The following is a 14,931-nucleotide window of genomic DNA, read 5'->3' as shown; positions in this document are numbered from 1 at the left end:
ATCTGCAGCCTGCGGGATTCGAATTAAAACAATTGCATCAAGCAATCGACAAATCAATGTTTCGGCTTGGCTTGGTGGATTGGCCGATTAAATTGGCAGACTCCTACCAGTAACACCGCCGTGAGCATCAAGGCCGAGAAGGGGACAGCGGTGCCATTGTAAAACACTGCCAGTAATGGCCCTGCTAAGGCGCCAAAGCCGAATCTTAAGGTGCCAATTACGGCGGTTGCAGTGCCCGTTTCCTGCTTGAATTTCATTAAAACTATCGCATCGGCATTGACCGACATAATCCCAAGGCTTCCCATCAGCGGAATAAGCATTAGTACGGTAAAATGGTAACTCAGCCCAAGTAAATTAACCCCAAGTAAACCAGCTGCAGCGAGTGCTCCAAAAAAGGTCGAGACATGCAGCATTCTTAATGAACCATAACGACCGACAATTCGCGTATTGATAATATTTGCCAGCATCAGTGCGCCCACATTGGTACTAAAGAGTAGGGCAAATAAGGACTTATCTAATGAAAACACTTCCATATAGACAAAGGGGGACGCAGTTAAATAACAAAAAAAGGCAAAGGAAGTGAGTACACCGCTGGCAATATTCAGTTTGACGCCGGGGCGTGAAAATACCGTGGCATAAGCGCCTAAAAAGGATTTTTGGCTACGGGAACTCTGGTCTTTATCACTGGGCATTCTTAGCAGAATAGTCACTAATAACAGCAATAAGAGCGCATAGGCCGACTGAATAAAGAAAATCAAATGCCAGTCACCGAGTTCGAGGATGAGGCTGCCAATAGTTGGGGCTAGCAATGGAGCTAACATCATGATAAGGCTTACATAAGACATACCCTTAGCCGTATTTTCCCCATAAACCTCTTTAATATACCCAGGCACGACTACTGTGGCTGCTGCGCCGATAAAGGCTTGTAAAAAGCGTAAGCCTAAAAAAACATTTATCTGCTCGGCTAGACCTAATAAAAAACTGATCATCATGAAGCCGGTGAGGCCCATTATTACCATAGGGCGACGGCCAAGGCGATCGGCAAGCGGTCCAAAACAGAGCATGCCGAGAGCATAGCCGCCCAAATAAACACTTAAGGATTGCTGTACTAGGGTAATGTCGGTATTAAAACTATGGGTAAGTGTCGCCATAGCTGGCAAATACATGTCAATGGCCAAGGGGGTGATTGCAACAATGGCAGCGAGCATAGGGATGAGCAGGGCCAAATGGGGAATGTTGCTTTGTTTGATTGAATAGCTTGACGGTTGTGGATCCACTGTTACCTCGGGTGGCGAAAGAAGGCGGTTAACATAGTCATGTCACACGAAACAAAATTTTAGGCTGACAATTCAGGTACGTAGGCAACTCATTTTAACTCTAAAACCCATCGTATCTTGCCATGTAAATTTAAGAAGTATAGGGAAGAAATGAGTGTTGAGCGAAGCTAAATTGATGTCATTAACTACTGTTAGTTGTGCTAAGCGATGAAGCCCTCACATAGTAAAGTGCTCTGGCAAATAAGCCAATCCTGATGACGATATCTTTACACTTATATTGTAACCCAAAGAAATTAACTGCCTGTCGCCGCCCTGTTCGCTAAGGTTGACGTTACTATATGAGCACCATAGATTATCTTTTCGATGGAATTGTCATTCTACTGTCATTTGAATGTCATCTAACCGTCTTGAGTACGAATTAGTTTAGTGGGCTTTAACTTACGCCCTAATAACAACTTATTCAGGAATGAAGCAATGAAAACAACACGACGGCCACTGGCTGGTGCGATACTGGCAAGTTTACTCCTCGGAGCCTGCAATGGTGATGATGGTGCTAATGGTGAGCAAGGAGATAACGGCTTAAATTCCTTAGTGAAAGTCACTGCCTTAGCCATAGGTGATACCAACTGTCCTGCTGGCGGTCAACGTATCGATACTGGGCTTGATGTAAATCGCAATGGTCAATTGGAAGATGCAGAAATCATTACCGCGCAAACACAATTTATCTGCCAGCCCCAGTCTGCAGGCGTAAAAGCTGAGCTTATTGGTCGTCATCAAACTGGGATTTACGGCCTTAGTGCGGCAGAAATTGTGGAATACCACAGTGACTCTAAGCGTATTTTTGTGGTTAATGCGATTAGCGGTAAAGTCGATATGCTCGATGCCAGCTCACTTGTTAACGCGACTCAAGCCTCAGAACAATTAGCCTTGAATAATCTTGATAAGTTAGGTGAGCTAGATGTCGCTAAAGATGTGGGCCTTAGCTTTATGGGGAGCGTCAACAGTGTCAGTATTTCTGGCAACTTGTTAGCGGCGGCGATTGAGCGCGGTGATGCTGCGGGGAATAAAACGCAATCCAATGGCTATGTGGCTTTCTATCAATTCAATGGCAATGACACGCCACAGTATCTCAATGCGGTTGAAGTGGGGGCATTACCGGATAACGTCGTTTTTAGTCCTGATGGAAAAACCGTACTCGTTGCTAACGAAGGCGAACCAAATCAAGACTATAGTATCGACCCTGAAGGCAGTGTGGCCATTATCGCCATTGTGGATGGTAAACCCGAAGCGACGGCGACGCTAGTGACATTCACCGAGTTTAATCAGGGCAATGCTCGCTATAATGAAATCACCAAGGACATTAAAATCAATGGCCCTATGGCCACTGTCGCGCAGGACTTAGAGCCTGAGTATATCAGTGTCAGCCCCGATAACAGTCGTGCCTTTGTGAGCTTGCAGGAGAACAATGCCATCGCGGTGATTGATATCGCCAATGCCAAAGTAGCGAAGATTTTACCCTTAGGACTGAAGGATTATGGTCTTGATGTGAATAAAATTGATGCCAGTGATAAGGATGATATGGTCAACCTTCAGGCCTATGCGGGCGTGTATGGTATGTATCAACCGGATACCGTCGCGAGTTACCGTTGGAATAATACTGACTTTATTATCACTGCAAACGAAGGAGATTCCCGTGACTATGCTGGTTTTTCTGAGGAAGCTCGTGCAGTTGATTTAACCTTAGACCCAAATCATCCTCAATTTGCCGCAGCAAAAGATAAGACCCAATTAGCCCGTCTTAAAGTGACTAAGAGTACGGGGGATGACGATAACGACGGCGATTATGACAAAATCGTGAGCTTCGGTGCACGTTCGTTCTCAATCTGGACGGCCGATGGTCAACAGGTGTTTGACAGTGGTAGCGATTTTGAGCGGATCACTGCAGCATTATTAGGCAATAACTTCAACAATAACAATGAAGAAAACAAAGGCGATAGCCGCAGTGACGATAAGGGACCCGAGCCTGAAGCCTTAGCCCTAGGCAAAATTGGTCAAAAACTCTATGCCTTTATCGGGCTTGAACGTACCTCTGGTTTTATGATTTACGACGTGACCAATCCCTTTGACGTGCATTTTGTGGATTATGTGGTAAACCGTGATTTTGAGGCGGATTTCAGCATAGATACAGATACTGGCGGAGTGAAAGGGGATGCCAGTTTGGCGGGGGATTTAGGGCCAGAAGGGATGAAGTTTGTAAGTGCCGAGAAGAGTCCTAATGGCCAGCCTTTGCTGATTATTGGTAATGAAGTCAGCGGCACGACGAGTGTCTATCAGATTAAAGTGCAGTAATTGTAGCGAAGAGAAACAGCTGAACCATTTTAAATAGATATCTTGTTTTCGCTGTTTTATCTTACTCATCATGTTGACATTAGCGCCAGCGCATTGTGCTGGCGTTTTTATTGTTCGCATTTGAACTCTGGACCAATCTTTAGCCATTAAACCACCGAATAGGCGTTTTGCTTGAGGGCGTTAAAGGTGGATTCGATGCATTCGAGCGCAAGCTGGAATTGGGTATCGTTTTCGGCGCCACCTAAACTTAAACGGATAAAGTTATCATGGCAGTTAAAGTCATCCCCATTGCGGATCAGTACACCTTTAGCCGCTAAGGCGGTCACCAGATGATGGGCTTTAATGTCTTCTGGTAACTGTATCCAGCCATTTAAGCCTCGCCAGCGTTGTGTTAATCCGAGTCGTTGCCCAAGGGCAATGCATTGCTGTTGACGCTCGCGAATAATCGCATCGCGATTAGCGGTAATGTGCCCACGCTTAATTAACTGACAGGCCAGCTCCACATTGAGTGGCGATACCATCCAGCATTGACTATGAATTGCAAGTCGTAGCGCAGCGATAAGTGGCTCTGGTACTAAGATAAAACCTTGTCTTAGCCCGCCGGAAAATAGCTTAGACAGGCTCGAAATATAAATCACCCTTTGGATATTAAGCGCCTGCGCTAATTGCCAAAGGGGAGAGTGCCATTCCTCTGGGAGACAGTAGTTGACATCATCCTCGATAATATAAAATTGATACTGCTGTGCGAGCTCTAGCAGTTGTTGTCTTTGCTGCTCACTGTATTGAATACAAGTCGGATTTTGATTATTTAGGGTGAGATATATCAGCTTAGGTCGATGGATCTGCACTAAGGCTTCAAATCTGACTAAATCGACTCCTTCTGATGTCAGTGGTACGCCAATGCTATTGATCCCTAACTGTTTGGCACAAATACGAATCCCTGGATAACAATATTGTTCGTGCAGTAGCACATCTCCTTTGGTCAGAAAGGCGTTAAGGCAGGCAAAAATGGCCTGTTGCCCACCATGGGTAAAGATCAGTTGCTCGGGTTGCTGTTCAATACCGCGTTGTAAAAGCCAGTGGTGAAATATCTGTTGATGTTGATCTAAGGGGCTGGCGCGATAGCCAAGGAGTTGGCTGAGCTTGGTTGGATCCTTAGCCAGTTGGCTTAGGCAATCACTCAGCGTACTAATTTGATCCGTCAACGGTTGCTGACAAGTCGCCATATTGAGCTGCAAATGACTGAGCTCTGGCACGGGAGAGGCGTTGACATAGGTACCATCACCGATACGCGCTTCCACATAACCGCGTTGCTCCGCTAGGGCATAGGCTCGTGTGACAGTACCAATCGTCACCCCAAGGGCATCAGCTAACCGACGCTGCGGCGGGAGTTTAGTGCCATGGGGAAGCTCTTTTTGCAAAATACCCTGTTCGATTGCACTGACAAGACGTTGATATTTGGGGCCCACAAAAGCGTCTAGATCAGGTGTCCAAATTGTACCCATGACAATAAATCCATTGATCTCTAACATTCAATCTATATTATTTATTGCATTAACAGTTGTCAATAATTGTATGCGTACAATATAAGGTGTGTATGGATATCCAACTTATCAATGATCCGAAGCTATGGACGTTAATGGCCTCTGCTGCATTCTTTTGTGCAACGATGACCATGACACCCGGCCCAAATAATATTTTACTTGCCAGCTCCGGCGCCCATTTTGGCGTAATGCGAACTCTACCTCATATCGCGGGCATCCGTTTGGGCTCAACTTCACTGCATCTTTCTGTCTTACTTGGCCTTGGCGCTTTATTCGAGGTATTTCCTTATTTGCATCATATTCTTAAATATGCCGCATTGTTGTATTTGCTACATCTTGCCTATCGTTTGGTCACGTCTCCGGTGAACGCGGCTCATTTAGATGAGGGGCGTAAGCCGATGAGCTTAATGGAGGCAGCATTGTTCCAGTGGATAAATCCAAAGTCATGGATGTCGACGATTACCCTTTGTAGCGCTTTTACTTTGGGCGGCGAAGGGTTTTGGCTAAGTGCTTTATTGGGTGTGCTAGTGTTTAATTTGGTGGGCTTTCCCGCCTCATTTACTTGGGTGTTTGTTGGTGCTGCGATCAGCAAAACGTTGAATACCGATAAACGTCGCCGCCACTTTAACTGGTTTATGGGCGGTTTACTGTTGGTCTCGCTGCCAATGATCCTGCGGTAAACAACGCTAATTGCACTAAAACCTTAAATATTCTGGGATACTGGCTCGCTTAATGATTGGCTTTATGCCATAACCAACATATTATTGATGGCTTTTTTAGATAACAGCCTTAATACCTAAACAATCGGTAGATGCTGGATTTTGTGGTTATAACATCTAGATAAGGTGAGTTATTTAACCATAACAAGTTATTAGGGCGTGTTGACGTTTCGAGATTAGATTTTGTTCGTTCTGGCAAGCACGTGCTCGCGAAACGAGGAATGATGTGTAGTTATTCTACTCAAATGACGAGCGGCTCTTATGACAGAAAGTAAGAGCAAGGGCTTGCCAGACGAACCCTTCGGGCTGCATTTGGCTGGCGTTTCTGCTGCGTTATCGTCCGTTTATGTAGAATAACTACACTGCACGGACTTGGCCTTGCTGCAAAAATAACCCTGAAACGTCAACACGCCCTAATTAACTTGGAAGTATATGGAGGTTACCGCGTGAAGTTTCCCAGTTTAGTCTCGTTTATGCCCGGCTTAGCGCTAATGCTGCAATATGAGAAGCAATGGCTTAGGGATGATGTGCGGGCGGGGTTATCCGTTGCAGCTGTTGCCTTACCTGTGGCTATTGCCTATGCCCAACTTACCGGGGTGAATGCTGCCGTAGGCTTATATTCTTGTGTGTTGCCCATGTTAGTGTATGCACTGTTTGGTACCTCAAGACAATTAATCGTTGGACCAGATGCTGCCACCTGTGCTGTTATCGCGGCCGTGGTAACTCCACTTGCCGCTGGCGACAGTATGAAACACTGGCAACTGGTGATGACCATGACGGCGATGACGGGCTTTTGGTGTTTGATCGCCAGTCGTTTCCGTCTTGGCGTTTTGGCGGACTTTCTCTCTAAACCGATTTTGATGGGGTTACTCAATGGTGTGGCCATTACCATTATTGTGGGTCAGTTTTCAAAAATTTTTGGTTTTACCTTCGATGAGCGCTATTTAATCGAGCGACTTTCTGGCGCACCTTCATATTTAACCAAAACCCATTGGCCGACGCTACTGATGGGGTTAGTGACTTTGCTGACCTATGCTTTGGTAAAACGTTATCGCCCGCAGTGGCCTGCATCAATGTGCGCCATGGCGGTGGCAGCATTTTTAGTGTGGGCCTTTAACTTAACCAGCTTTAACATCAATGTGGTGGGTGAGGTGAGTGCTGGGTTACCTTCGTTTCAAGCGCCAGTTTTCGATCTCGGTATTGCACGTGAATTAGTGGTACCCGCACTTAACCTTGCCATGGTGAGCTTTGTGAGTATGATGCTCACCGCACGAAGCTTTGCAGCGAAGAATGGCTATGATATTGATGCAGATAAAGAATTTAGAGCATTAGGTATTGCAAATATCGCTTCTGCTTTATCTCAAGGTTTTGCGGTTAGCGGTGCTGACTCACGCACTGCGGTTAACGATGCTAACGGCGGTAAAAGTCAGCTTGTATCGATTATTGCAGCGGTATTAATTGCGCTTGTTGCGCTGTTTTTTACTGCGCCACTGAAATATATTCCCAGCTCAGCTCTCGGCGTAGTGTTAGTGATTGCCTCTATTTCGCTGATTGATTTAAAGGCGCTATGGAATTTGCGAGTTAGGGACCGTTCGGCATTCTTACTTGCTTGTACAACATTGTTCTCAGTATTGTTTATTGGTGTTATCCCTGGGATCACCTTGGCAGTATTGCTCGGGTTATTCCAGTTTTTAGCGACCGTAATGCGTCCAACGGATCAAGTGTTAGGGCTCGATCATAAAGGTGTTATTCGTAGTGTGGATGATTCTGGTAAGGCTAAATCTGTGCCTGGGGTATTTATCTATCGTTTTAATTCGCCCTTAACCTACTTCAATGCTACTTACTTTAAACGGCGGTTATTGGAGAAGTTTATCCGTGAGCCAGATCCTGTGGACTGTATCATTATCGATGCAGTACCTTGCTTTACCCACTTGGATTTAAGTGTGATGGCGATGCTTGCTGATCTGCATCAATTATTAAAGAAGCGAGGAATACGTTTAGTCTTAGCGGGGCGCAAAAGGCAGATGCTCGGCTGGTTTGAACAGGCGGGGATGCAGTCAGGCGAGGGCGGTATCTTAATTCGACCAGATTTATATCTTGCATTAAAAATGAATCAAAGCTACAAACAAGCACTAGCAGAAGGACAGGCGCCCGTGATCAAAAAAGCGCCTGAGGATGATGTGTTATTACATAGCCATTTATAGGATGTCATTTCAGCAAAAAGCGCGGTAAAGTGCGCGCTTTTTGCTTTACCGCTCAAAAAAAGAGTACATTTAAGCTCGACGCTATATGGCCTCGCCACTAAATTTTTATAAATCAGTCATTTTGAAGTTTATCTAAGGGGATCAACCCATGGTAGGCGTAATAGCCGATGGGCCCTAAAAGTAAACTGAGAAGGCACCAAAGGCATTTTTGGTTGGTGCTGAGGCTAACTTGACTCTTAATTACCCTAGCTGCGAATAAGCAATGCAGCAGGATTAAACCAATTAGCATCGCAATGATTATAATATCCGTATTATCCAAGTACATTATCCCTGTTATTCATCGTGAAGACTTAGCATTAAATGTTAAAAACGATTAAGTTACTTTATCGAAGTGGCACCTACTTTACGTGAACATTTTACCGATTGCTATTGGGTATATTAAAAATAAACGTTAATTCTTATTTACTTATAGACGTCCCTAACAAGCAAATTGGAGAATTTCCAGCATTCCAGATCACATATTTTTCCATAGCGTGTTGAAATACTTCACTGCTTGTTAGCTCAGTTAACCAAGCCGTGAGCCTTGGGTAGTCAGTGTTCAAATCACGTTTGGTGTCTACCGCATGAAATTGGCGGATGAATGGCATAATGGCATAGTCCGCGATAGTGAGTTGATGACTAATGAGATAGGGATGAAGGTGTAGACAGGTTTCGAGCCGTGCTAAGAATAGACTGGCGTTAGCAAAATAGTCTGCTTGAGAGTGCTCAGGATAGCGATCGGCATATTTGTACTTATCTAGCCAAGGTTTGAACTCAATATCATTTTGTATAATCAGTTCGCTGATGAGCCTTTGCTCTGCTGATGTCTGCCCAAGCAGCATCGTCGCTGAGGTTGAATTCCCAAGAGAAATCGCCCAGCTCATAATCTCTAGGCTTTCAGAAATTACTTGGCCGTTGGGGAGTTGCAATACAGGCACCGTTCCTTTAGCTGAAATGGCTAGCATCTCTGCAGGTTTTGCCTTCAAGGTAATTTCCCGTATTTCCACATTGCATTGTCCAAGTATTAAGCCGAGTCTCGCCCGTATGGCGTAGGGGCAACGGCGAAAACTGTAGAGTATGGGTAAGGGCATGTTGTCTGTTCCTCGGCGTTAACAGCAGGATTGCCATTAACGCGACCAGTATAAATGAACAATAATAGTGATTTTTAAGACAGAAAGACTGCCTTACTTTAGGATTACCTTCTGGTTGTCTTGTAAATAAGCAATGACCTTGGTTTTTGTCTGTGTTTATTCGAGTGTGACTCAGGTAGAATTCTGGCCGTTTTTGCGACCCAGCCATGGATTGGGTTATTACTAGGTTTATGCACTGGAAATTAAGTTCCAGCCAGCAGTTGAGGGTGTTATGTCTAACGTCGTTGTATGTGCTTTATATAAGTTTGTTTCATTACCGCATTTTGAGTCGCTGCGTGAGCCACTTCTATCTATGATGGAACAGGCTGAAATTAAAGGTACATTGTTGCTGGCAAGTGAAGGGATTAATGGCACTGTGGCGGGAAATCAAGCCGCAATTGATGCATTGCTCGTATGGCTTAATCAGCAAAATGGTCTAGAGAATATTACTTACAAGTTATCCTTTGACGATGAAATGCCTTTCTACCGCACTAAGGTAAAGCTTAAAAAAGAAATCGTGACCATGGGGGTTGAAGGTATTGATCCGCTTAAAGTGGTTGGCACCTATGTCAAACCTAAGGATTGGAACGCGCTGATTAGCGATCCCGAAGTGATGTTGGTCGACACACGTAACGATTACGAAGTGCAAATTGGCACCTTTAAAAATGCCATCAATCCAGTGACAGAAACCTTCAGAGAGTTTCCAGAGTATGTTAAGCAGAATTTAGATCCCGCTAAGCATAAAAAAGTCGCTATGTTCTGTACCGGTGGGATCCGCTGTGAAAAATCAACAGCTTATTTAAAAGAACAAGGTTTTGAAGAAGTCTATCATCTCGAAGGCGGCATCCTTAAATACCTCGAAGAAGTTAACAAAGCAGAAAGCCTGTGGGAAGGAGAATGCTTTGTCTTCGATAATCGTGTGGCGGTTGACCATGATTTAAAGAAAGGTCAATACGATCAGTGTAATGCCTGTCGTATACCAATCACTGAAGCTGAAAAATTAACCCCAGCTTATGTGCAAGGGGTGAGTTGCCCACATTGTATCGATAAGATTTCTGAGGAACAGCGAAAACGTTTTGTGGAACGTGAGCGCCAAGTGAATTTAGCCAAATCTCGCAATGAAGCTCATATTGGTAGCGATGTTAATCATGTGATTGAAGCCCGTCGTCAAAAGAAAGAAGCGCTGCGCAAACAATCTGCAGAGAAAAACAAAGCGAAACAGGCTAACGCTTAAATCGTGAATAGCTCGTCGCTGGCATAATATGGGATAGACTTTACCGCCAAAGTTATCGATGGCCCGATTTATTCGGGCCATTTTCTATCCATTTGCAGATGACATATTTATGCCGTTTTAACCCTATGGTAAATTGTTGAAATCACGTCTAATTGTTACATAATGCGGCATTGGTTTTACGCATCACATAAAAGGTGAACAAGGGAATGAGCATTTGGAAAGAGCTATACGATATTTTCGATAAAGAACGTAGCCGCTGGCAACAGTCCACAGCAAACAAGCAAGCCATCGCCTTTGAATTAAAAGCAAATTTAGGCTTTCTTGCCGATGCATTAAGCAGTGATTTACCGCCTCTAGCCATCATTCAAGGGCTTGAGTCATCTTTGTTTGAGGCCAAAATAAAAGAAGGGCTAACGCTCACAAGCCTTAATCGAAGCAAGGTGACGTTGACATTTATTGGGGAATTTACCGAGTTTACTAAGTATGTTGGCAAAGATAATGCGGAACTTATCGAAAATGCCTACTCAAAAATTAAATCCCTACAAAAGCTGGCTTTGGCCCAACCCGACAAGAATTATGATCTAAAGATTAAGTCTCTCTTCCGATTTCTGGTGTTTCTCGTTGCCCATCTTGAAAGTCGTCCGTTAAATCAACATTCTGCGCGTAAAATGCATAAGTAAACATTATCTTAACCACTTGGTTGATTGTTTGGGTTATTCCAATGACTGTTCGTTCAATAATATACCTTACAAGCCTGCTTTGACTCACCATCAACTAAATGTGTCAATCCAGCTAGTAGTTGTCAGCGTAAAAATCGTCAAAAGCATGTTGTGCCAACAGGTTTGGCACGAAATGGACACAAATTTAGAAAAACGGCAGATTGTGTGGGAACAGCGGTAAATCTGGATTAAGCAATAGAGGCAAAATCAGGCTGAGCCTAAGGGAGGGGCATGTTTGAATGTTTGTAGAAAAACCTAGAACAGGCACGAAGATTTTATCTTAGGCACAAATGAAAACTAAGCATCTTGATGGATGTTTATATTAAATTGAGGTTTTATAGAGAGTTAAAGCTAGAAATGGTACACCCGAGTGGACTCGAACCACCGACCCCTACCATGTCAAGGTAGTGCTCTAACCAACTGAGCTACGGGTGCACTGTTTGAATTTCGAAGTTTATACTCTTTGAAGAGAGTGGTACACCCGAGTGGACTCGAACCACCGACCCCTACCATGTCAAGGTAGTGCTCTAACCAACTGAGCTACGGGTGCATTGTATTTACTGTATCTAAAGCATTGCGCTTCGGAACGAGCGCTATATTAGGGGGATAGCGAAAGACTGGCAAGCAAAAAAACGAAATTTATTGCCAAATGGTGAATTGATGTTCAACTTGCCCAGTGTTTCAGCAAAGTTACTGATAAAACGGCAAGTTAGGTTTCAAAAATTGCAAAATTAAAAGAAATTAAACAAAACGGCGAGTTAATGCTCGCCGTTGGTTTAAGTAATTATGCCTGCTTAATGGTGCACGCTGTCGCCTTCAATCAGGCTTAAATGTACACCATGTTTTTGGATATAACGCAGGCGGATAAAAAATAGCAGGGCCGCGGAGGTGAGGCCTGCAATCAATCCTGTCCAAAAACCATGGGCGCCCATTGCCGGCACAATAAAGTCGGTATAGGCCAAGGTATAACCTAAGCTCATGCCGATCCCCCAGTAGGAAAATAGCGTGATATAAAACGCACTGCGGGTATCTTTGTAGCCACGCAGCGCGCCCGCGGCGACCACTTGTACTGAGTCAGATAATTGATACAGTGCCGCCATCAGCATCAAACTACCAGCAAGGACAACCACTTCAGGGTCACTGTTATACAACTCAGCAATTTGGAAGCGGAAAAGCACCGTCAGTATGGCTGTCGATAACGCTAAGGAAAGGGCTAACCACAAGCCGACTTTAGCGACTATGGCTGAAATATCCGCGCGATCGCGCCCGAGGTAATAACCAATCCTAATTGATACTGCGATACCAATGGAGAGCGGTAGCATAAACACGATAGCGGAGAAGTTCAGTGCTATCTGATGGCTGGCAACCACAGTGGCACCCAAGGGCGCCAATAAGAGGGCGATGATCGCAAATAGACTAACCTCAAAAAAGAGTGCCATCGCAATGGGCATGCCCAGCTTGGTCATTTTTTTCATAACGCCAAAGTCAGGTCGATGAAATTGGCTAAAGGGCGCTAGTGCGGCAAATTTCTTGTGGAATTGCATGTAAATTGCCATGGCAATTAACATGGCCCAAAACACCAATGCCGTCGCAATACCGCAGCCTGCGCCACCCATAGCAGGTATCCCGAAGTGGCCATAAATAAAGATATAGTTTGCAGGAATATTCACCGCTAGACCCACAAAACCGATGACCATGGTAGGCAAGGTATAAGAAATCCCTTCACTGCAACCACGGAGTACTTGGTAAAGCACAAATGCGGGTGCGCCCCATAAAATACCGTCGATATACCCAATGGTTAAGTTGTACAATTGCGGTTCTAAATTCATATGGCTAAGTACGAGTGGCGCGGATGCGAGAAACACCATCACGCCAAGACCACCGATTAAAGCCAGATAGGCCCCTTGAAATGCTAATGGTTGAATGGCTTTTTGATTATTAGCACCATTGTGGTGAGCAAATAAAGGGGTGAAGGCCATAAGTAGGCCTTGTACAAATAAAATAGCCGGTAACCAAAGACTGGTTCCCACGGCCACGGCAGCCATATCGACAGCACTGACTCGACCAGCCATGACAGTATCGATAAAACCCATCATGGTTTGGGTCACTTGGGCAATCAACACAGGGAGTGCGAGTTGAATTAAGCGTTTGGCTTGAAAGCCTGAATGTTTCATAAATACAGCCTTTAACGAATAAGCGAGCAAAAAATGTTTACTGGTATAGTTCAAGCCACCTGCGAGGTGGTTGCAATACATAAGAAAGATGGCCTAAATACCCTTGAGGTAGCGTTTAAACCTGATTTGCATGAGGGACTTGCGATTGGAGCAAGTGTGGCAAATAACGGGGTATGTCTTACTGTGACTCAGGTTGTTGATGATAGGGTATTTTTCGACGTAGTGGAAGAGACCTTAAGATTGACTAACCTGGCGAGTTTGTCTGTGGGGCAGAGTGTTAACATTGAACGTTCGCTCACCTTCGGCAGTGAGGTCGGTGGTCATATCTTATCAGGTCATATTCATACTAAAGCGAAAGTCACCCACATTAGTCATACCGCGCAGCATTTTGACCTGACCCTTAGCGTCGAACCTAAGTGGATGAACTATATCCTTTATAAAGGCTTTGTCGGGGTAAATGGCTGTAGTCTAACGGTAGGAGAGGTAACCGATAGCAGCTTTATGCTGCACTTAATTCCTGAAACCCTTAAGTTGACCAATTTAGGGCAATGTCAGGTCGGAGATGAGTTCAACATCGAAATAGACAGCCAAACCCAAGCGATTGTCGACACTGTCGAGCGTGTTTTGGCTAAACGTTTTAACGGACTATCTTAATAAAAAAGTCTAGTAAATTTGCTCGTCGTCCGAGTCAATATAGAGCTCAATGGTTCGACGGGCATCATCTACATGTAAACGTAAGTGAATAGGATTACAGCAAATCCGGCAATCATCATAATATTCTTGGTCGCCACTACTGGCGTCAATACTAATATGTTGATGGTGCCCGCAGTGGGGACAAGCAATCACTTTATTCATGATCCTCATGGTGCAACTCCTCACGAATCCAATACTTGGGATGAATGTCATTACTTAGCTAGCAGAGCTCAAGATTCATCACATAATCAACCTCAGTATACAAGCTTAGATTGAACTAACTTAGATAAAGTCGGTATCAAAACTTGCTCGGCTAGATTTTCTAGATACGATTACTCCTGGATTTTTTAACATCATTCTTATAAGCACTTTGAATGCGTCAGAGCGTTGCTCTGAGTGAAGTTGTAATCAAGCGAGTCAGTTTAATCCTTTACGGTGACTGTAACCGCCGGCCCTGCTGGTAATATACCGTCCTCGATGTTTTGTTTAATTGCCTGGGATAACTGCTTCATTTGCTGCTCCAGCTCTGCATGGAGATCCGCCTGCAATCCCTTTGAATCAAATTGGATTTCTACGGGGTCATCAAGATGTGACTTGGGCGGGATCATGGTCATTTGGTTAATCGTCACTGCTAATAGGATGCTTGTAAACATACCAACTCCTTTTGATGAGTTAAGTGCCGCAATTTGTCCGAGCGATATCTATTCAGTCTCATCTCAATATCGCCTTAATCAACTCGGCTAGACTAGGAGGGTTAGATGACTTCCACATGACATATTGACTGCAATCTGATTAATTGAATTGGGAAGGATATCGCGCAATTAACCCTTTTAGCTTGCGTGCCTTTAA

12 protein-coding genes and 2 tRNA genes are annotated in these 14,931 nt (G+C 44.5%); 6 read left to right on the top strand and 8 right to left on the bottom strand.

The features are described 5' to 3' along the window. Window positions 1–53 precede the first annotated feature (53 nt). On the bottom strand, window positions 54–1,277 hold the full coding sequence (locus H9J30_RS14000) for a multidrug effflux MFS transporter (protein ID WP_240131553.1): 1,224 nt from the start codon (window positions 1,275–1,277) through the stop codon (window positions 54–56). Between the two features lie 474 nt (window positions 1,278–1,751). Here H9J30_RS14000 and H9J30_RS13995 point away from each other — a divergent pair, with 474 nt between their 5' ends. After that, window positions 1,752–3,626, top strand: a complete 1,875-nt coding sequence (locus H9J30_RS13995; protein ID WP_240131552.1) for a choice-of-anchor I family protein — start codon at window positions 1,752–1,754, stop codon at window positions 3,624–3,626. A 146-nt stretch (window positions 3,627–3,772) separates the two neighbouring features. Here the strand turns inward: H9J30_RS13995 and H9J30_RS13990 are convergent, their stop codons facing one another. Further along, window positions 3,773–5,131, bottom strand: a complete 1,359-nt coding sequence (locus tag H9J30_RS13990) for an aminotransferase-like domain-containing protein (RefSeq protein WP_240131551.1) — start codon at window positions 5,129–5,131, stop codon at window positions 3,773–3,775. Between the two features lie 92 nt (window positions 5,132–5,223). Here H9J30_RS13990 and H9J30_RS13985 point away from each other — a divergent pair, with 92 nt between their 5' ends. Next, complete coding sequence (locus H9J30_RS13985) at window positions 5,224–5,850, top strand: LysE family translocator (protein ID WP_240131550.1); 627 nt, start codon at window positions 5,224–5,226, stop codon at window positions 5,848–5,850. Between the two features lie 485 nt (window positions 5,851–6,335). Beyond that, window positions 6,336–8,093 (top strand): SulP family inorganic anion transporter, encoded by a 1,758-nt coding sequence (locus H9J30_RS13980; RefSeq protein ID WP_240131549.1) that lies wholly within the window; start codon window positions 6,336–6,338, stop codon window positions 8,091–8,093. Between the two features lie 458 nt (window positions 8,094–8,551). On the opposite strand, the gene H9J30_RS13970 is transcribed toward H9J30_RS13980, so the two are convergent. Then, the gene (locus H9J30_RS13970) at window positions 8,552–9,223 is read right to left on the bottom strand and encodes a glutathione S-transferase (protein ID WP_240131548.1); all 672 of its coding nucleotides are present in this window, start codon (window positions 9,221–9,223) and stop codon (window positions 8,552–8,554) included. A 271-nt stretch (window positions 9,224–9,494) separates the two neighbouring features. On the opposite strand from H9J30_RS13970, the gene trhO reads away from it, so the two are divergent. Next, entirely contained in the window at window positions 9,495–10,496 is a 1,002-nt protein-coding gene (trhO, locus tag H9J30_RS13965; RefSeq protein WP_240131547.1) for an oxygen-dependent tRNA uridine(34) hydroxylase TrhO, read from the top strand. A 206-nt stretch (window positions 10,497–10,702) separates the two neighbouring features. Further along, entirely contained in the window at window positions 10,703–11,176 is a 474-nt protein-coding gene (locus H9J30_RS13960) for a hypothetical protein (protein WP_240131546.1), read from the top strand. A 397-nt stretch (window positions 11,177–11,573) separates the two neighbouring features. Here H9J30_RS13960 and H9J30_RS13955 read toward each other — a convergent pair. The 3 genes from H9J30_RS13955 to H9J30_RS13945 all read right to left on the bottom strand — a co-directional run bounded on the left by H9J30_RS13955 (window position 11,574) and on the right by H9J30_RS13945 (window position 13,389). Continuing rightward, window positions 11,574–11,650: transfer RNA gene (locus tag H9J30_RS13955), tRNA-Val, on the bottom strand. Between the two features lie 38 nt (window positions 11,651–11,688). Further along, window positions 11,689–11,765, bottom strand: a tRNA-Val gene (locus tag H9J30_RS13950). A gap of 244 nt (window positions 11,766–12,009) precedes the next feature. Next, complete coding sequence (locus H9J30_RS13945; protein ID WP_240131545.1) at window positions 12,010–13,389, bottom strand: MATE family efflux transporter; 1,380 nt, start codon at window positions 13,387–13,389, stop codon at window positions 12,010–12,012. A gap of 33 nt (window positions 13,390–13,422) precedes the next feature. On the opposite strand from H9J30_RS13945, the gene H9J30_RS13940 reads away from it, so the two are divergent. Then, window positions 13,423–14,043: a riboflavin synthase subunit alpha gene (locus H9J30_RS13940; protein WP_240131544.1), complete on the top strand. Its 621-nt coding sequence runs from the start codon at window positions 13,423–13,425 to the stop codon at window positions 14,041–14,043. A gap of 9 nt (window positions 14,044–14,052) precedes the next feature. Here the strand turns inward: H9J30_RS13940 and H9J30_RS13935 are convergent, their stop codons facing one another. After that, on the bottom strand, window positions 14,053–14,253 hold the full coding sequence (locus H9J30_RS13935) for a CPXCG motif-containing cysteine-rich protein (protein WP_240131543.1): 201 nt from the start codon (window positions 14,251–14,253) through the stop codon (window positions 14,053–14,055). Window positions 14,254–14,504: 251 nt separating this feature from the next. After that, entirely contained in the window at window positions 14,505–14,735 is a 231-nt protein-coding gene (locus tag H9J30_RS13930) for a hypothetical protein (RefSeq protein WP_240131542.1), read from the bottom strand. Between the last annotated feature and the right edge of the window lie 196 nt (window positions 14,736–14,931).

Origin of the sequence: Shewanella cutis (assembly GCF_022410515.1) — a bacterium.
GTDB lineage: Bacteria > Pseudomonadota > Gammaproteobacteria > Enterobacterales > Shewanellaceae > Shewanella > Shewanella cutis.
The sequence above is the reverse complement of the archived record's forward strand: the minus strand, read 5'-3'. Positions and strand labels throughout refer to the sequence as shown.